The organism is Rhodopirellula bahusiensis (assembly GCF_002727185.1).
Classification (GTDB): Bacteria; Planctomycetota; Planctomycetia; order Pirellulales; family Pirellulaceae; genus Rhodopirellula; species Rhodopirellula bahusiensis.
Genome location: NZ_NIZW01000011.1, coordinates 195,766 through 215,235 on the forward strand (window position 1 = coordinate 195,766; position 19,470 = coordinate 215,235).

The 19,470-nt window shown below is 56.9% G+C and carries 13 protein-coding genes; 6 read left to right on the forward strand and 7 right to left on the reverse strand.

What is annotated here, in order from left to right; genetic code table 11:
* Window positions 1-25: 25 nt before the first annotated feature.
* From CEE69_RS15955 to CEE69_RS15965, 3 genes are read right to left on the reverse strand one after another with little or no spacing between them, the layout of a single operon-like run.
* Complete coding sequence (locus tag CEE69_RS15955; RefSeq protein ID WP_099261607.1) at window positions 26-517, reverse strand: ExbD/TolR family protein; 492 nt, start codon at window positions 515-517, stop codon at window positions 26-28.
* Window positions 514-951 carry an ExbD/TolR family protein gene (locus CEE69_RS15960; RefSeq protein ID WP_099261608.1) on the reverse strand — a complete coding sequence of 146 codons (438 nt, stop codon included), beginning with the start codon at window positions 949-951 and terminating at the stop codon, window positions 514-516. Before CEE69_RS15960 ends, CEE69_RS15955 begins: the two co-directional genes overlap by 4 nt.
* The gene (locus CEE69_RS15965; RefSeq protein ID WP_099261658.1) at window positions 951-1,850 is read right to left on the reverse strand and encodes a MotA/TolQ/ExbB proton channel family protein; all 900 of its coding nucleotides are present in this window, start codon (window positions 1,848-1,850) and stop codon (window positions 951-953) included. The genes CEE69_RS15960 and CEE69_RS15965 overlap by 1 nt, the downstream gene beginning before the upstream one ends.
* A 407-nt stretch (window positions 1,851-2,257) precedes the next feature.
* On the opposite strand from CEE69_RS15965, the gene CEE69_RS15970 reads away from it, so the two are divergent.
* Window positions 2,258-2,515: a DUF4404 family protein gene (locus tag CEE69_RS15970; RefSeq protein ID WP_099261609.1), complete on the forward strand. Its 258-nt coding sequence runs from the start codon at window positions 2,258-2,260 to the stop codon at window positions 2,513-2,515.
* A 144-nt stretch (window positions 2,516-2,659) separates the two neighbouring features.
* Window positions 2,660-3,631, forward strand: coding sequence for an SMP-30/gluconolactonase/LRE family protein (locus tag CEE69_RS15975; protein ID WP_099261610.1), 972 nt, complete (start codon window positions 2,660-2,662; stop codon window positions 3,629-3,631).
* A 95-nt stretch (window positions 3,632-3,726) separates the two neighbouring features.
* Here the strand turns inward: CEE69_RS15975 and CEE69_RS15980 are convergent, their stop codons facing one another.
* Window positions 3,727-8,511: a PVC-type heme-binding CxxCH protein gene (locus CEE69_RS15980; protein ID WP_099261611.1), complete on the reverse strand. Its 4,785-nt coding sequence runs from the start codon at window positions 8,509-8,511 to the stop codon at window positions 3,727-3,729.
* A gap of 309 nt (window positions 8,512-8,820) precedes the next feature.
* On the opposite strand from CEE69_RS15980, the gene CEE69_RS15990 reads away from it, so the two are divergent.
* Both CEE69_RS15990 and CEE69_RS15995 read left to right on the forward strand, forming a co-directional pair.
* Window positions 8,821-10,587: a divalent metal cation transporter gene (locus tag CEE69_RS15990; RefSeq protein WP_099261613.1), complete on the forward strand. Its 1,767-nt coding sequence runs from the start codon at window positions 8,821-8,823 to the stop codon at window positions 10,585-10,587.
* An 18-nt stretch (window positions 10,588-10,605) separates the two neighbouring features.
* Entirely contained in the window at window positions 10,606-12,099 is a 1,494-nt protein-coding gene (locus tag CEE69_RS15995; protein ID WP_099261614.1) for a UdgX family uracil-DNA binding protein, read from the forward strand.
* Window positions 12,100-12,122: 23 nt separating this feature from the next.
* Here CEE69_RS15995 and CEE69_RS16000 read toward each other — a convergent pair whose 3' ends face one another.
* Window positions 12,123-14,807 carry a U32 family peptidase gene (locus CEE69_RS16000; RefSeq protein WP_099261615.1) on the reverse strand — a complete coding sequence of 895 codons (2,685 nt, stop codon included), beginning with the start codon at window positions 14,805-14,807 and terminating at the stop codon, window positions 12,123-12,125.
* A gap of 307 nt (window positions 14,808-15,114) precedes the next feature.
* Window positions 15,115-15,339 (reverse strand): hypothetical protein, encoded by a 225-nt coding sequence (locus CEE69_RS16005; protein WP_007327455.1) that lies wholly within the window; start codon window positions 15,337-15,339, stop codon window positions 15,115-15,117.
* 472 nt (window positions 15,340-15,811) lie between these two features.
* Here CEE69_RS16005 and CEE69_RS16010 point away from each other — a divergent pair, with 472 nt between their 5' ends.
* Entirely contained in the window at window positions 15,812-16,246 is a 435-nt protein-coding gene (locus tag CEE69_RS16010; RefSeq protein WP_099261616.1) for a secondary thiamine-phosphate synthase enzyme YjbQ, read from the forward strand.
* Between the two features lie 52 nt (window positions 16,247-16,298).
* On the opposite strand, the gene CEE69_RS16015 is transcribed toward CEE69_RS16010, so the two are convergent.
* Window positions 16,299-16,685, reverse strand: coding sequence for a DUF2237 family protein (locus CEE69_RS16015; RefSeq protein WP_099261617.1), 387 nt, complete (start codon window positions 16,683-16,685; stop codon window positions 16,299-16,301).
* A gap of 651 nt (window positions 16,686-17,336) precedes the next feature.
* On the opposite strand from CEE69_RS16015, the gene CEE69_RS16020 reads away from it, so the two are divergent.
* The gene (locus CEE69_RS16020; RefSeq protein WP_099261618.1) at window positions 17,337-19,328 is read left to right on the forward strand and encodes a hypothetical protein; all 1,992 of its coding nucleotides are present in this window, start codon (window positions 17,337-17,339) and stop codon (window positions 19,326-19,328) included.
* The last annotated feature ends 142 nt before the right edge of the window (window positions 19,329-19,470 follow it).

A 19,470-nucleotide genomic window follows, 5' to 3' on the forward strand; every position in this document is an offset into this window, starting at 1 on the left:
CAGGGGCGGGGCAGCCGACCGCGAATCAGCGTCGCGGTTTGGCAAATTTGATTTTCTCGATCAATTTGACCACCTGATCCCCGTCTTTGTAACCACTGACCGCGGTGATCGCACGAATCACGTATTCGTACCGCAAGTTGTAGTCGGTATCGATTTCAATCTCAGGACCTTCGCCGGCTTCGACTTCCATCGGCGTCGAAGTCCCGATCAGACCAATCACGTTGGCGCGAAGCTTGTCAAAACTGGTCGCGTCGCTGCCCATTTGAATGTCGTTCAGTTCCATGCCAGCCAAGGATCCAGCGGCATCCGAACGCAGACGCAGCTTCAGTGGCAGTTCAGTCGTGTCCAAGCTGCTGCTACCCTGGCCGGCCAGAGGCATCTTGATGCTGAAGTCACCTTCCATCTCGACGATTTTGAACGTCATCACAAAGAAGATCAGCAGCAGAAAGACAATGTCAATCATGCTGGTCATGTTTAGCTCAGTGCCCTGGCTGGTTTCGCGATTGCGAATCTTCATGAGCGATCCTCTTTCACCCGCAACGCGAAGTTTTCCAACTTGCGATCCTGGCAGACGCGGATGATTTCCTGGACCTCGCCGGCCGCGACGTCTTTGTGTCCGCGGATGATGACGTTGGCGTCGCTCACGGCCTTGCCTTCGGCCCGAACAACCGCGAGCTCTCGGTCCAATCCGATTCGAAGCGTTTCGGCGGTGTAGTCATCGCCGCCCAAGAAAACTCGCCCGTCCGCACCCACGTGCAGGATGATCGGGAACTCAAGAGCGACTTCGGGCGGTTTGACCAAACGACTGTTGGGCAACACGACGTTGTCGTTGGCTTCGGTTTGCGCGAAGTTGATCAACACCATGAAAAAGGCGATCAACTGGAACGTCATGTCGATCATGGGTGTCATGTCACCTTCCGCCATGTCGACTTCGGTGCGTTTGACTCGCATCAGCCACGGGCTCCTGACTTGGGCGACATGTCTTCGAACTTGCTCATCAGGTTTTCGCTTTCGACGCCGACTTCAAGCAGCAGTCGAGCGACGCGGTTGCGAAGAATGTTGTAGGCCGCGATGGCGGGGATGGCGACGGCGAGGCCCACGAGCGTTGTGAACAAAGCGGTTGAAATACCGGCGGCCAAGTCAGATGGCTTTGGCGTGGAACCTCCCAACGCGATGACTTGGAAGGATGAAATCATCCCTTGAACCGTTCCAAACAAACCGATCATGGGCGACAGGTTGCCAATCAACGCCATGTAACTCAGGCGATGTTCGAGCTTCATGCTTTCCTCTTCGCCAACTTCCTGCATTGACTCGAGCGCTTTGTTGTATCCCTTGCTGACTTTTGCCAATCCGGCTGCAAGGACTTGTCCAAGCACGGATTCGTCGGCTTTTGCAAGGTCATAGGCACCTTGATTGTCATTGGCCGCGAGCCGTTGGCTGAACTCTTCGACCAACTCGGTCGGGCAAAGCGTGTCACGCCTGGCCGCCAACATGTTCATCACGAAGAGCGACACGAGAGTGACCGACAAAGCCAGGAAGACGATCAGGTAGGTGACACCAAGCGATTCGAAGACCCATTCCAACAACGATTGATCAGTAGCGGGTGGGGTAGCATTGGCGTTGCCTCCGCCAGCATCTCCACCTACGTCACCGGCTGGTTGCTCTGCTGCACCGGGACCCGCTGGCTCGGCCGGGGCTTCGTCGACGGGATCCTCACCGAACTCAGCCATCACATCGTCTTGTGCAAAGCTGATCGTGGGTGTCGTCGCAGAGAACATCAAAGATGCGAGAACAATCCCCACCGTGAAGAGCCAAGTTCGAGAAGCCAACGGTTCAGCAAGACGCATCATGGATGGAACAACCACGGGAGGAGAGAAAAGTCGAGTGGGTTTGACTCAGAATAATCCACGCTGACGCCCGTCGCACCACCCCTGCGGCGGTTTGTGCTCCCAAAACACCGTCGGATGTTCGGATTGGTCGGTTCATTCCGGCGAATCGATTCAACTTCCATTTGATGGGCCGTTTCATAGGACCCATTCGGCGGAGTGTTGTCACTGACACGCGAGAACTCGCCCGATGCACGCTCCTTCAAAGTACGACGCGAAGTCGGACGTCAGATGTTCGCGATGACCACTTCCGCGAAGCAGAGTTGCGAACGATACAATAACGATTGAAGACCGCGTTTGTTCTCACGGGTGATCGAACTTTGGTCTGCAAGCAAGCTGTGTATCCCCACTCCACTTAGAGACCCACGCTCATGCGAAGCGAATTGGACGCCACGATTGCTCATCTTCATGAGCAACTCGCCGACATTGAAGACTTGGAACCAACCGAGATCGCGCGGCTGAAAGCCGAACTCGACGAGATCCGTGAGACGCTCGATGAACAAGACGTCAACTCAGCAACTCTGGCCGAACGTTGGCAACAACAGGTCGAACATTTCCGTGAGTCGCATCCGGTGCTGACGGAAAACGCGGGGCGTGTCGCCGACATGCTGGCTCAGATGGGAATCTAGAAGGCACGTCGTTGTTCCGTAGCCGCGTCTCTCGCTGGGCACGTTCCGTTGTGAAACGTGAGGTTTGCGGATGGTGGTTGATCTTGCCGGAGGTTCTTACAATCCGGCGTTTTCATCTCCGCCCTCTCGCAAGTCTGAATTGAAATGTCGCCAGCACCCGAAATTCGTGTCGCCAGCCCACTGAGTGTTCCTGACAGCGACGCTTTGCGTTTCCTGCCCGAGGGACCGATGGCGATGGTCGCTGACGGAAAGCTTTCTTGGGTGGGCATCCAGCACGGTGCCGACGTGTTGCGCGGCAGCATCAACGTGTTGGACTTGGCAACCCAATCGAACCAATCGTTCGACTTGCCCGGTCGTCCCGGTTTTGCTTTCCAATGTCAAACGCCCGGCAAGTTTGTGGCTGGCGTCGAACGTTCGCTCGGAATCTTTGATTCAAACTCGGGCGAGTGGATGCCTTTCTGCGACGGCATTGATAGCGATGTGACCAACACGATCATCAACGACGGATTGGCGATCGATGACAACCTGATCTTCGGCACCAAGGACTTGGCATTCGATGAGAAGAAGGCGGGATTGTATCTGTACCGTGGAAGCGACCAAAAGCTGATTCGCCTTCGTGACGATCAAATTTGCAGCAACGGCAAAATGATCCGCAAGGACGAATCGGGAAAACTGTTCCTGATCGACATTGATTCGCCGACGCGAACGATCGTGGAATATCCGCTCGACATCGCGGCGGGAACCATCGGCGAAGCACGTGTTGTGTTGGATTTGACCAACGACCCAGGAGTCCCCGACGGTGCGATTCTGACGCCCGATGGCAGCGGAATCATCGTCGCGATTTTTCATCCCGGTGTGGCGGAACACGGTGAGACACGTCTCTATGATCTCGCATCGGGTGAGCTTCGCGTCGTTTGGCAAACTCCCGGATCGCCGCAGAACACTTGCCCGGCTTTGGTGCCTCACGAAGGCAAACTGAAACTGATCATCACCACCGCGGTCGAGAACTTCAGCGCGGAAGATCAAGCCCAATGCCCCAACGCAGGTCAGTTGTTCTTAGGCGAAACCGACTTCGTTGCCGATGATTCGTTCGAACTGACCGTTTGGCCTGTTTGAGTTTTGCGAAAGTGTGATTTTGAGTCATCACCATCGCGGTGAGTGGCAACGATGAGGCTGACGGCCTGGCGAAACCAGGCCTATCGGCCGTCGGGTCATAGCGGGCGGATGGAAATGGAATCGATGCCTGCCATCCAGCGAGCGATTGCTTTTTCATTTTTGCCGGTGATCTTGATTTGGATCGTCAGCGGCGTACCACGCGTGAGTTCGACTTGATCCCATGTGACGGCGGGCAAGACCCGCACGTCCGCGGAATAGCCGTCGAACGACTGCGCGGGCTGATCATTGATCTTCAGCGAAAGCATCGCGTAGTCGATCGCTCCGGTCAGGTGCATCTGGATTTCCGCGGGACCATTGATGTCGTGCGGGACCGTCAACGTCACCGTTGACCCAACTTTGCCGCCTGTCCACCACAGTTGGTTGTCCGCCGACCATTGATCGTTGAACGGCTTCATGCCTTGATTTTTGACTTCGCCGCCCTTAACGACAGTGGTTTCGATCAAGCTTTCTGCCTCGACCGCCCATTCGCGAGCGAACGAAGGCCCGGGGCTCATTAAGTAGCCGAACAGATCTCGGACTTGATTGCGTTTCATCGGTTCGAGTTGACCTTCGGGCATCAACGATGTCTCCGAGAGCTTCTCGACTTCGACGTCGTCCAGCGACAGCACCGTGACCTCGGATGTCGTTTGGACTGTCACCGCGTCTTCGTTACGCGATCGAACCAAACCGGATACGACGCGGCCATCAGCCATCAAGAACGATGTCATCTGATACGCATTGCCGATCACCGCGTTGGGCTGCAGGATGTTCTCCAACCAGTAGTTCACGTCACTTCGATTGGCTCCCGTCAAATCGGGACCGATGGGTTCCCCCTCTCCAAACAGACGGTGGCATTTGCCACAGTTGGTCTCGTAGAGCTTCTTGCCCTCCGCCTGGTTGGCCGATGCCAACGTTTTCGGCGTCAGCAGAGCGGTGTACTTGGCGTGCAACTGTTTGGCTTGTTCGCTAGTCGATCCAATCCGTCCCCAAGCGGCTTCCAAACGCTTGCGTGCTGAGTCATCTTCGAATGGAAGCGACAAAACGTTGCGGACGGCGTAAGCAGGAACGACGGTCGGCGGGATGATTCCCTCTTCCATCGCCTCGATCAGCTGAATCGCGGCCCCCGTTCGTGACGTCAGCGTCGCCAAGGCGTCCGATTGTTTTTGTGGCGACCAACCATTGAAACGTTCGATCAGCTTCGATGCAAAGTCGGCGGAATCAAAAGACGCGAGTCCGCGAACGGCTTGGGCACCGATGTCGCGGTCGTCGATCAAGGTGATCAGCAACTTGCCCAACTCAGGATCTTTGGCCTGGGTCAGCAGACGCAGCGCATCCAAACGAGAGGCGGTCGCGGCGTCTTGATTGGTCAGGATCGCTCGAAGTTCCGGCAAAGCCGACGCATCGCCGAACTCAATCGCGAGAGCACCGACCAGATCTTTGGTGCTGGTCGCGGTCGCCTTCTCGCGAAGCAGTTGGGATGCACGCGGCCAAGTGGCCGGCATGGCAACACCGCCACGACTGCGAGCGGATTGGAGCAGCTCTTCGAGCATCCAATCAAATCGGTTGTTGACCTTGGCATCTTTCGGTACGGCGTCGATTTGTTGGGTGATCGTTCCCACCAAAGCTTGCCGTCCCTCGGGAGTTGTAGCAGTTCGGCGAGTCACGAATCGCTTGAGTTGATCCCAACTGCCGCTTGAAACCAAGCTCATCACGCCTTCTGCGTCGGTGTCGACGACCGGTTCGATGCCGTACCAGATCAGCCAAGGCAAGTTACGATCCTTTTGATCGATCGTGTGGCTGAGCAGCCCGCGAGCGATTCCGAGACGCTGGTTTTCAGGGATACGCTGCAACAGCGAAGCCAGATATCGACGTGTGACAGATGAGGGTTCGTTTGCCGACATGGTTTCCAATTTCGCAAGCAAACCCGACGACAAAGCTGTTTGGCTCTCTCCGATCAATTGCACGGCCCACCCGCGAATGATCGGGTCTTGGTCATCCAATAAGGCACTGAGATCTGTCTGAACGACGTCGACTTCTGCTTGATCGTTGTTGTCGATATTGAGCAAACCAGACGTCCAAGCGGTCCAGACGGCCTGCAAACGATGCCGCCTTGGTGCGTTGGATTGAATCAGTCCAGTGAGAGCCGATGCAACCTGGTCACGATCGAGACTTCCGGCGGCTGCTCGCTCCTGCAAAACCCGTTGCGACTGGCGAACGAAGTACGCGTTGGGATCCGTCAAGTTTTTGACCAGCTGTTCGTTCGACTGCTTCGAGAGATCGAACTTGTAAGGCTGAAGCTGGCCGTAGCGGATCCGGAACAAACGGCCGTTGGTACGATCCCAAATCTCATGATCACGATGGTGGCATGTTTGATCGTCGTGCCAATCCGATGTGTAGAGGGCTCCATCAGGTCCTTGCATGATTCCCACGCCGATTTGTTCATGATCGTTCGACATCATGAAGTCAGGGCGATGCCGGCCAAGGAACCCGGAGCCTTCCGTTTCCAGATGTTCGCGAACGATTCGGTGACCATGCAAGTTGTGGAAGAACAATTCACCTCGGTAATGAGCCGGGAACTCGTCGGCTTGGTAGATCGTCAATCCAGCATGAGCGTGCCCGCCACCGACCATGGATGTGGTCGCGGCCGTTCGACGAACCAATTCGCGATCGACCCGATTCGCTGAGTTGGCCGATTGAAACGTGCCGTCGCCGTAGTGCAAGTGATCGGCGATCGTCTTGATATCGTCGTACGTGTGCGGGTTGAAATGCTGGCCGGCTTGCCGGAAGTAGCGACCGCCTTGCGACAAGTGAAACAGGTGTGGGATCACGCAAGCACTGACAAACCAGTCGCCGTTTTCGTTGAAGTCGACTCCCCATGGGTTGCTGGTTCCGTGTGCGTAGACTTCGAATTCGTGACGCACTGGATGGTATCGCCACACACCCGCGTTCAGAGGAATTCGATCTTTCTTCGCTGTACCGGGTTTGCCCACGTTGGAATGCGTGAAGACTCCGTGACAACCGTACAGCCATCCGTCCATTCCCCAGGTGAAGCTGTTCAGCGTTTCATGCGTGTCATGGTATCCCCAGCCATCGAGGAGCACCTTCGGTTCCGCATCGGGCACATCATCGCGATCGGCATCGGGATAGAAAAGCAACTCGGGCGCCGCACCGATCCAGACGCCACCGAAGCCGACTTCGATTCCGCTGGCCAAGTTCACTCCTTCGGCGAAGACCTTTTGCGTCTCAAAGGATCCGTCGCCGTCTGAGTCTTCGAGGATCAAGATGCGATCCTTGCCCTCGCCTTCGGGAGCCTTCGTCGGATACGTGTTGCCTTCGATCATCCAGATCCGACCACGATCGTCAAAGCACATCGCGATGGGTTGAACCAATTCTGGTTCGCTGGCGACCACATCGACTTCGAATCCGTCCGGCAGATCCATGTGCTCCGCTGATTCGGTTGGGCTCAATCCAATCGCGTAGTCTTCTTGCGGCCGTTTGGTGGTCCGCCAGCGTTCCGCGACGAGTCGTCGTTTGGCGAACGGAACGTCACTGAGATCGGTTTGAAGATGAACCGTCAGTCCGCGTTTGTTTCCGGTCAACACATCGACCCGGCCATCGCCATTGATATCGGTGGCGACAACTTCGACGCCAACGCCGGAGGTTTCGTGGATGACGTGAGGAATGAATTCGATGCCGCCAGGTTGATCGCTCTTCACGTTGCGGAACCAAACGACCAACGGAGCCTGCAAACCACCAGCGTCTTTGCCACCGTGAGCGAAATACCGTTTGCCGGTCACGATGTCGCGACGTCCATCCCCATCGACGTCGATCGATTCCAACGCGTGCATCTGGGAGGTCGCGTAGCCGTGCGGGTTGTGCATCGAAGACTCGCCGCTGATCTCGTGTTGAGCGAACTGCCCAGGACGAGTTTGCTCGAACCAAGCCAGCCCATACCCGTGTGCGTTCTTGGATGTGACCAGGTCGGAATCGCCATCTCCATCAAAGTCGTGCACGTGCATCTGGGCTCCGCCGCCACCGTATGGCTGAGCGATCCAGGCCTGTCGCTGCCAAAGTTTCGCCTCGCCCTTCGGTTCCGAACTCGCTGCGTCCGGTTGTCGCCACCAGTGCTGGCGATCGATGATGTCCAGTTTGCCATCGCCATCGATGTCGCCGACACCCAAACCGTGTCCAAACGGTTCGAATGCCGTGCCCGGTTCCGAGATCGCAACCCATTGCCAAGTTTGAGTCGGATCGTCCATCGAGTCGGCGGTGTAGTACCCGTAGGCACGATCGCGTGCGCACACGAGTTCGGGAAGTCCGCCAGGAATCAGATCCACCCAGGCGGGAGACTCATTGGACACGCGTGGCGCAATCGAGTGATCGGCCCAGAACGCTTTGCCTTCACTCGGCTCGACTGTACCTGGATTGATGTACAGGGTCGCATTTCGCCCAGGGAATCCGACCGTGATCACGTCTTCGTTGCCGTCCTGATTGACGTCGCAGACATGAGAAAAAAAGTGTTGGCTGTAGGCGGCCACCGGGACAACATTTGGTTCAGCCAGTTCGTGCCGAGTTTGAAATTCAGGTCCCTCGTACCAAACCGGACCGTAGACCAGGTCGTTCACGCTGTCGCCATTGAGGTCACCAACGGCGGATCCTTCGGCCAAGAATTGATCGGTGACCTGTTGCGACTCCCATCCGACGTCGGTGTACTCGAGGCTGGATTGACTCGGCTGTGCGATCGCGAGAGTTGGCTGCACACCATGTATCAGAGCGGCGCTGGCAAAAATGGCCGCGGAGGTCAACGAATTCAAGCGAGCCATGGACGCAAACGGATTCATGACGAAAAACCGGTGGGAGGGCGGGGAAGGCGGATTGTCAGGCGGGACCGCTTCGGTGAAAGCGGCGGGGCGAAGCGAATTGTGCCCTATCGACTGGGAATCCCAGCTTGCACTCCGATTGACGAACCGAGTTGCAACGGCGGGATTCAGCGGGCGAATCTTCGAGGGGAACCGTCAGAATCCGAAGTCGGAGTCTATGGTTCTTTGCCAGTATGACTGATTCTGAACCGCTAGGGGGTAACGACGTGCGTTTCGAGGCTGGTATTATCTTGCCAGTTTCCTACCTTCCGCCCCGCCTCGTGACCGCGCATGTCTGAATCGACCCCCTCCACCGAAGCCAATCCACTGACCGGTGGCGACGCTGTTGTCAGCGACAAAGTTCTCGCCGATCGAGCGATGCTGCAAAAAGCACAAGCCGAGGGCAAAACGCTTGGCACCTACATCAAACTTTCCGGTCCAGGATGGCTGCAGTCGGCGATCACGCTCGGTGGCGGTTCGTTGGCCGGATCACTCTTCTTGGGTGTGATGGGCGGAACCAGCATGTTGTGGCTGCAGTTGGTCGCGATTGTGTTGGGCGTCGTGATGCTCTCGGCGATCAGCTATGTGACGCTCTCGACGGGACGTCGCCCATTCGAGGCGATCAACAACGAGATCAACCCGGCGCTGGGTTGGGGATGGATCATCGCGACCGTGCTCGCGAATATGATTTTCTGCATGCCTCAGTTCAGTCTTTGCTATGACGCACTGGACAAGAACCTGTTGTCACTCGGTGGCGGAGAAGGCCTGGGCGATTCCCGTGGTCTTCGGTGGGGCGTGACGATGGTGTTGTTCTTTGCCGCTGGGTTCATCGTTCTGTTGAACACCAAACAAGGTCGCGCCGCGAAAGTCTTCGACATCTTTCTGAAAACGCTGATCGGCATGGTCGTGATCTGCTTCTTCGGCGTTGCGATTTTGTTGTTGGCGAAAGGTGAACTGAACTTCGCCAGCATCTTCGCGGGCTTGATCCCTGACTTGAGCCAGTTCGTGCGTCCGGCGGGCGACCTTCGTGAATCGGTCGCGAACTTGTCCCCGGAAGCCAGCTCGTTTTGGACTGGGCGTCTGATGGGAACACAACGAAGTGTGATGATCTCCGCGATCGCAACCGCGGTCGGTATCAACATGACGTTCTTGCTCCCTTATTCAATGCTCGCTCGCGGATGGGACAAGACGTTCCGCGGATTAGCTCGGTTTGACCTTTCGACCGGGATGGCGATCCCCTTCGTGTTGGTGACCAGCTGCGTCGTGATCGCGTCGGCATCGTCGTTCCACAAGAAAATTGACGAACAGTTGGCATCGACCGACGTGGAAGTGATGCAAACCTCGCCACTGTTCGAAAAAGTGAAAGGCGATTTGTTCGCTCGAGTTGACTTCACGTTGGGCGACGCGGCGGAATCGACGGACGAAGCGACCAAGTTGGAAATGATCGCCAATCTTTCAACCGATGAAAAGCTATTGTCGGCCGCGTTGGTCAAACGCAACGCTTTCGAATTGTCACAAACCTTGGCACCTTTGCTGGGTGACGAGGCAGCGAAACTGATCTTTGGATTGGGCGTCTTCGGAATGGGTTTCTCGACCATCATCATTTTGATGTTGATCAACGGCTACGCGATTCGCGAGATGTTTGGGCGTCCGAACAGTCAGACGATTTTTATCATTGGCGTCTTGATCGCCGGTGCGTCCGGGGCGAGCTGGGTGGAACTATGGACGGATCCCGACAAAAAGTTCTGGTTGGCGATCCTTGCCAGCACTTTCGCTGTCATGTTGTTGCCGATCGCGTACTTCACTTTCTTCCTGATGATGAACAGCCGCGAAATTTTGGGTGACGATCGTCCCACCGGCGGTCATCGTCTCGCGTGGAATGTCTTCATGGGATTGGCAGTTGTGGGAGCGACGGCGGCGGCCGGGGTTGCCGTTTACGAAAAGTACATGGCCAAGGATCCTCTGTCGTTCCGAATTGTCGCCTTCATTTGGGTTGCCTACGCGATCGCGGTGGTCCTCGGCTTCGTGCTGAAAAAGAAGGTTCCACAAACCACTTGATGCGAAAGTCGAGCTTCCATGACCGCGTCCGAAGAATGTTTGAGTGTTCGGGCGACGCGGTGGGAAGATTGGCGAATCACTTCGCGGCGATTGCTCATCTGCGGCGCCGCTCCGGAAACGATTCACTGGATCGATGGCCGGTCAAAGACGGCGCGAAAGCAATCGGACTTGTTCGGTGCGTCTGACATCGAGCATTCGACGCTTGGATCGAAGGCCGAGGCGGGGAACGACGAAGCAAACGCGAGTTCAGCCTCGCCGTTTCGTGTTCCCAAGCCATTCTTGAATCTAGCACGTCAAGTCGCGTGTCATCGGTCGCCCGGGCGATGGGAACTGCTGTACCGGATACTGTGGCGAATCACCGGCGGCGAAAAGCACTTGCTGACCAATGCGGCTGATCGTGATGTTCACGCGGCGACGAAGCTTGAAAAGTCCGTCAGTCGTGACGCACACAAGATGAAAGCGTTCGTCCGTTTTCGCGAAATTCAGGACGAAGACGGGACTCGCTTTGTCGCTTGGCATCGGCCCGATCACTACACCCTGGGGCTGGTCGCGGACTTCTTCGCTCGAAGGTTCGATGTGATGCGTTGGGCGGTCCTCACGCCCGATGAGTCGGCGGTTTGGGATGGCAAACGATTGACGATGGGCGACGGGGCACCGCGCAGTGAAGCTCCTGAGGCGGACGAGTTGGAGGAGGTTTGGAAGACATACTACGCGAACATCTTCAACCCGGCTCGGATCAAGCTGAACGCGATGCGGGCGGAGATGCCCAAGAAGCATTGGGCGACGATGCCGGAGACCGAGCTGATCGATGACTTGGTCCGGAACGCTCCGACACGAGTCGAGACGATGATTCGGCACGCTGAGGGCGGCGTGTCCGCCCGGCCGTTTCTGCCCGAGCTGTCAGGAAGCGACACGGCTGGTTCCATTGGACGACTGCGTGACGCGGCAGCGGTTTGCCAGGGATGTGACTTGCACGGACCCGCGACGCAAACGGTGTTCGGTGTTGGCAACCCGAACGCAAAATTGGTCCTCGTGGGTGAGCAACCGGGCGATCGTGAGGATTTGGCGGGCGAGCCTTTTGTCGGTCCGGCCGGTCAATTGCTTCGCGAAACGCTTGCGGAAGTTGGTTTGGATCCGGCGGAGCTTTACATCACCAACTCGGTCAAACACTTCAAGTTCAAACCAACCGGCAAACGCAGATTGCACGTCAAACCTGCCGCCAGAGAAGTCGCGGCATGCCGGCCGTGGTTGGAAGCCGAGCTGGATGTCATTCGGCCGAAGATGGTCGTGGCTCTCGGGGCAACCGCCGCTGGAGTGTTGCTGGGTCCGGGATTTCGATTGTTGAAATCGCGAGGCCAGGTGCAGCGCTCGGATCACGCGAAATGGACGATCGCGACGTATCATCCGTCCGCGATTTTGCGTGTGCCCAACGAGCAGACGCGTGAAACGATGCGCCGGGCATTGCTCGAAGATTTGCACTTCGCCGCGGAACACTACCGGATGCTTCCGTGACGATGTCGGGTTGGTGGGTTCGCTTAGAGGATCGCCAGTGGGTTGCGTTTGGCTTCCAGCGTTCCGCGAGTGACACCGACGCGGTTCTCGGCCGACAACGACTGCCAAACCTCTTGGCCTGGGATCTCACCCAACAACAGTCGGCGATACAAAGTCAGGATCGATTCCGCCTCTTTCGCGTCTTCGCTCAGCAGTTCGACTCGGAACGATCCCACGCCGCGGGCCACCATGTCGCCGACGATCTCCGCACCGCTTTGTGGCGTCGCGTTGAACAACGTGTTTCGACAAGCGATGTCGGCCTGCAGGACGTGAAGCTTTCCAACACGGTCTCTCAATTGAACGACATGGCGATCACATGGTCGGCCGCAGTTTGTCTTGTTGGTGCCTGGTGACAGCACGCTGCAGAACACACAGTGCTCCATGTGGAACATGGGCATGTGTTGATGCAGAACCAGTTCCAACCATTCCGCTGGCATCGAGCTGACCAACTGATCCAGTTGATCCGCGTTCAAATCGTAGGAGGCGGTGACACGCTGGACACCTTGATCGATCAACCATTCGGCCGATCGATGATTCGCGACGTTGAGCGAGAAGTCAGCGATCGTGGGCAGGCCTGCTTCGATTCCCAATTGGACGGCGGCCAGATTTCGAGCCAACAGCCCCGAGGGACCTTGTTTGACGATCTGTTTCAGCAAACCCATCTCGCCGGGCTTCTGAATACGAAGCGAAGCGATCCAGACGTTCGCGTCGTGCTCAGCGCCCAACGCGATCGCGGCCTTGTGGTCTCGCGGGTCATGAAAATCCGCGTAAATTCGCTCGGCCGACGCGGCGATCGCCCCTCGGACTTGATCGATGGTGCGACAAAGCACGGACAACTGCGGGGTTGGCTTCTGCGAATCCAAGGACACCGCTTCTTTGGCAATGGAAGCCACCAAATCGCGTCCAGCCGACAGACGAACCGTTCTTCGCGGCGGAGCGTGCAGTTGATCTTCGAGTTTTTCAACCAATTCGCGACGAAGCTGATTGAGTACGCCAAGAGGAACCATCGGTCCGCCGCTCAGATCGCTGGTCAAACGACCAAGGTGAAACGGGGTTCCGCCGAGACGTCCGAGTTTGTCCGCCAAGACCTCGTCGGTGATGGCGTGTTTGTTGGCGACGGCCAAGTCATCTTCGCCGATGATGTTTTCGGTGGTCGCGTGGTCGCCGTTGCCCAGCGTTGCATGCACTTCGACGGGGCTGCCGACATGCGCGACGACGTGAAGGTTGATTGACCGAGTCCGACGAGGCTTGCCACCGAATGTGGCGGCCAATCGTTTGTTCAGTTGAGGGTCATCGTTTTTGAAGACCGTCGCGCCGATTTCGATTCGCGAAAAATCGATTTCGTCTCGGCCGAAACCGATCCAAACGGTTTGATTGGGATCTACCTTTTTGAGTTTGTCGCTGGAGGCTTGCGACTCGGCCGCTTGTCGTTGGCGAGCTTGTTCCCAAGGATTTGTTGCGGGCTGTTCCGGCGACTTGGCTTGATCGGATTGGTGCGGACTTCCGTTTGATTCACTGTCCAATCGCAACGAATAGATTCGGCCGCCCTGGTGGTTGTCAGCGAATCCGCTGTCGAAGGCCTTCGTGCTGTTTGGGTCCACCGCGGATTCAATCGCCAAACCATCACCCAGCGCGAGGGCGGCTTGCACATCGACCAAGATCGAATCGCGTCCGATCGCACGGACTTCGCCGAGCACGATGCCTTGCTTGGCCGATCGGATTCCGGGGACCAAACGCTTGTGATCGTTTCCTTCCAGCCAACCGGGTGTGAAGCCGCGTGAAAAGGAGAGTTCCATTTCGTGGCGAGCGTCTTCGCCGAGGTTCACCTTGCCATCCGTGATGGCTTGATCGATCGCACGACGGTAGTGGCCGGTGATGTTGGCCACGTACTCGGGCGTCTTCAATCGTCCTTCGATCTTCAGACTGTTGACGCCGGCTTCGATCATGTCAGGGATCGCGGCGTATCCGGCCAAGTCCTGGGGGCTGAGCAAGTAGCGAACGTCGCCGAGTTCTTGATCGATTCCGTCGCAAACCAGATCGTACGGCAACCGGCAGGCTTGGGCACATTGACCGCGATTGGCACTGCGACCGCCGAGCGATTCGCTAGTGAGACATTGGCCGCTGTAAGCAACGCACAGCGCCCCGTGGATGAAGGCCTCGATTGGCATGTCCGTCTTCGAGCGAATCTGTTTGATTTCGCCGATCGATAATTCTCGGGCGACAACGACGCGGGACAACTCGAGCGTCTTCGCTGCTGCGATCGTTTCCGAGCTGGTCAAACTCATTTGCGTCGACGCATGAATTTCCAGCTCCGGGCAAATTGCTCGGACGATGCGTGCGACGCCAAAGTCTTGGACCAGCACAGCATCCACACCAGCACTGGCGATTGCGTCGACGACTTCGACCAAATCGTTCAGTTCGTCGGGAAAGACCAGCGTGTTAAGCGTGACGTAGCCACGGACGCCTCGGAGGTGCAGTTTGCCCATCAGCGACGAGAGGTCGTTGACGCCAAAGTTGGCCGCTCGATGGCGCGCGTTGAAACCTCGATCGAGACCGAAGTAAACGGCGTCGGCTCCGTTTTCGATGGCGGCGTGGACACAGTCCCAATTGCCGGCGGGAGCGAGCAATTCGGGGGCGGAGACGGTGGAAGACAAAGAGGATTCGAGCATGGGTGAGAGTGTAACCGACGTCACCGAAATTCCAGAATGGAATTGCGTTCCGCGGCACGTCATTCAAGACGCCGCATCGGTGCAAAGTGAAGACGAAGCCAAGAGCGAACGGGTCGCGAGCAGAATGATCTGCGGCAACGTCGCTGGGCATTGCAGGCTGGCTCCGCGTGAGAAGACGCGGGGTGGGAAAAGAAAAAGCCCCGGTCGCGGGAGACCGGGGCTTTCTGGGTCGTTCGTTGTGGGATTCGATGGGTGCGAGCGTTTCGCCTCTTAGTGCGGGCGTGCTGGCAACTTCGATTAGTCGAACTTATTCGCGAGGGCGGATCGCGCCCGTCAGACCGCTGTAATCAACGCGGTCGGTCGTGTGCCAAAGGGGCTGGCCCAATTCAACACGACGACGCAGCACTTCGATTTTCTCTTGGCTGCCTGCAGGTGCATCCGTCGCAGTGAACATCTCGTCTTCATTGGGCACGAAATCTTCATCGTGGCCGTAGCGCAAGATTGCTTCGAATACGTTTTTGCAATGAGTCATACTATTCCGATTTTCTTCTGGGGGTCAGGAGCCATCCGAGCATCCTCGACGCCGCGTACAAACATTCGCTCTCAACCAAGTCCGTTCGTCGAAAGCATTTCACACGAAGGGATTATTCGTGTCGGATTGCGTGGGTCAAGAAAATTCTGGAGGGGGCTTGCTCTTCCCAGCCGTTCCGGCGTACCCCGCGACGGTCGTCCATGACCCTAACGACCAGGCGAAGTTTTCCGGTCGCGGGTCAATCGACTTGCAAGATAGCGAATTGTGAAGATTGCAAGGGGGTTATCCCCAACCTAACAACTCCATGAAGGTTTCAAGAAGGCACTTGGCAGGGTTGTTTTGAAACCGGTTTCGGCGTCAGAATGCTGCGGCGAAACGGCTCACGACATTGGAACGGTACAAACCTCACCATTCGATTGAGCCGCAAAAAAGTTTCAAAATATTTCTCTCGTTCCTCTTTGTAGCTTCCAAAATGTCGTACTGGATGCAGCGCGAACTGACTTTACCAGCCGTGCGCCGCGGATTTCACTTGGTCACTCGGCAACTTCTGCAGGCCATTCCGGAGGTGGCGGAGATCGAAGTTGGGTTGCTGCACGTCTTCATTCAGCACACCAGCGCTTCGCTCACCATCAACGAGAACGCTGATCCGGATGTGCGAGTGGACTTCGAAACCGCGATGAATCATGCGGTGCCCGAATCGCTGCCTTATGTCCATACATTGGAAGGCCCCGATGACATGCCAGCTCACGTGAAAGCGTCGATGATGGGAAGTAGCGTCAGCGTCCCGATCAAGAACGGGCGTTTGAACGTGGGGACGTGGCAGGGCATCTATTTGTGTGAGCACCGCGACCGTGCTTCGGCCCGACAAGTCGTTTTGACGCTTCAGGGCAAGCGATCGGACACTTGAGCTGAGAAGGCCCCGGATGGAGCGAATTCGGCTGGAGCGAACCCGTATGAGCTCAGTTCGATTCAGTTGAGAACTCTTGCAGTTCTTCCAGCGACGCGAATTCGAGGGCTGAGATGTGCGTCGCTTCCAGGTGGACCTTTGGAGCCATTCCGGCGTCGTAGGCTTCCTTCCAACGAGCGGCGCAGAGGCACCATCGATCGCCCGGTTTCAGGCCTGGGAATTCGTACATCGGCATTGGGGTGCTGAGGTCGTTCCCGCGAGAGCGGCTGAAATCGAGGAAATCAGCTGTCATCTCCGCGCAAACGACATGCAACCCAACGTCTTGTCCGCCGGTATTGCAACACCCGTCACGGTAGAAACCGGTCATGGGCTCCGTGTTGCAGACCGCCAAATCGGAACCCAATACATTCTTCGCGTTCGAGCGTTTTGGGGCAGGCATGGGGCGAGTCCGTCAGGTTGGGTTCGGGCGTTCGAAAACGAGAGGCACGGAAGTGATCCGCTTCAATCGTGTCGCTCAGAGCGGTTTCCTTCAAGGGACGCTCATTTGGCCGGTTAAGTTCCCCATCATGGGGTCACAGCAAAATGCACACTGAACACCGCTGGCCAGCTTTTTGGGAAACTCTGTCGATTGGGTGAAATCTTGGGTGAGAACCGTCCCATTCAGACAAGGTGGTCCGGAATGGCAAAGCGTTCCGATTGCAACGCTCCTAGCAGTCGATCGCATTCTTCGCTGAATCTGACGCGAGTTAGCCGCCAATTGAGGGATTGGTACGTGGAAAGGAGTCCACCTCGGACGATTCGAGTTGCGGAAGGAAAACCAAACCGAGCAATCGGTCTGGTCAACCAACTTCTCTCAATTCAGGTCCACCGTATTGAAATTTCGGCTGGGGTGTCGGGCGAGCGGTCAACGTTCACTCAACTGATTGAGATCGACATGACATTTCGTGAGTGCCTCCCAGCGATTTGGGCCGGCAACTACTGGTCCTACTTGACTGTCATTTCGATCTTGGTCGGTCGCCTCTGTGGAAGACCCGATTTCGGCTAGGGCAGTTGCAATGAAGCACATTAGCGCACGCAGAAGGAGTCAAGGATGAAATTCAACGTCTTGCGAGCTGTCGCAGCCACCCTTTCCATGGGTGTTTGCACCATCGCCTCGGCACAGTACGGACCTGGTCAATACGGCGGACAACCCTACGCTGGTCCGACCAGCCAATTGGGTGTTCCTCAAACCCAAGCGGTTCAAACGTTTGGCGGCGGGAACTATCAGCAACCAAACGCGGGCGGCTACCAAGCTCCTGCGAAGTGGAACAACTTCGGCAACCAAAACAACGGCCCGCAATTGTTCCAGCCCGCTTCGACGGGTGGATACGACAACCAATTGCCACCACCGGAATCCATTCCGACGCCGGCTCCTTCTTACGGCGAGCAATTGTCGGCTCCCGTGCAACAGCACGTTGCCCCGGCTCAGCCAGCACCGTCCTACTCTGCTCCCGCACCAGCCGCGACTGTGCATCAGCACTCGTCGCACCAGCATTCCGCGGCTCCAGTTCAGCAATACTCGGCACCAGTCGAGTACAGCAGTGCTCCTGCTCCCGCTGGCGATTGCCAGTCATGTGCTCAACCCAGCCCGTACATGCAAGCTGCTTCGCAACCTTGGGAAGGTGCTTCGTACGCCGCTCAATCTTGTGGCATGCCATCAGCCGCTCCCGTGCGAGCACCTTTGTTCCCATGGTTCGGTTCGTTTGAACTGTTGTTCTTCAACATGGATACGAATGGCAAAGACCGAAACATCGTTTCGCGTTACGACACCGCTGATCCAACTCGCCCCTACTTGCCTCTGATGGGCATCGGGTCGATCGAGCCAGACAACTCGTTGGGCTACAGCCTCACCGCCGGTCGCTACCTCGGATGTGGCCAGTACGGTTTGGGAGTGACGTACTTCAATTGGGATCCTGATTCCGAGATGTACAACTCGCCCGTCTACACGGCTGAGAACTCCATTGCCAATGGTGGCGGTGGCGGTGCACTGCGAGCATCAGGAATGCCGCAGTACAACGGTGCCCAGATGGCGTACAACTACGACAATGGTGGCGGTGTCTACAACGCTTTGAATGGGGGCGGCGCATACACCATTTACGACATCATCGATGGTCGTGCCGGTCAATCGGCGTTGGATGGAGGCGATACCAATGCCGCTCCTGGTGGTGCTGGTACGAACTCGCTTGCAGAAGCGACTCAGTTCCGTGCACGTCGTGACGTTGATGTTCAAGGTTTGGAAGTCAACCTGTTCAGCTTCGGTTTGATGGGTGCTCAACGTGCTTCAGCCGCTTCTTGCGGAACTGGCATGGGCATGGGCCACAAACTGAAGAGCTTCATGGGAATGGGTGGCTATGGCGGAGTCGGCGGTTACGGCGGAGCCAGCTATGGTGGCTACGGCAGCTGCAACACCGGTGCTTGCCCACCGCAACAATGTGCTCCCTGTGGACCGCGTCACGGATACGGCGGAGCAGCCGGACCTCTGGTTCGTCCTTGCAACGGCAAAGTCCAAGTTGTCACCAGCCACGGCCTTCGTTGGTTCCAGTTCAAAGACAGCGTCGATTACGCCTACGATGTTGACGGACGAGCCGGCTACACGATGAACGACATCTACGACACGACCTCGACCGAGAACGATTTGTTCGGCTACCAGTTCGGCAGCCAACTGATCTACTGCTTGGGCAGCCGAGTCAACTTCAATGTTGGTGGCAAGTTCGGTCTCTACGGAAACCAAGCTGAGTTCCGTCATCGTTTGGGAACACAAGACACTGCTGCTGAACTGGCAGCGATGCCCGGCGAAATGATCAACTACGAAACCACCGACACCGTGTTGTCGACTTTGGGTGAGTTTGATCTGGGCCTCGGCGTCCGAGTCAGCAACTGCTGGACGGTTCGTGGTGGTTACCGAGTTCTCGGTGCAACTGGCTTGGCCATCGCCGACAACTATTCACGTGACTACAGCTCGGTCGCCTCGGCAAGTGCATTGCACGCGGACAGCAGCCTGCTGCTTCACGGAGCCTACGTCGGAGCCAACTTCAACTGGTGATCTTCGACGGCGTCCTAAGACGCTGAACGCGAAAGCAACCATCTGAACCGCCAAACGCCCTCGAATCGCTTTGATTCGGGGGCGTTTTTGCGTTTCGGACTTCGGTGGGGACAACAGCGAACTATACTTGCGGAGCCCGTTT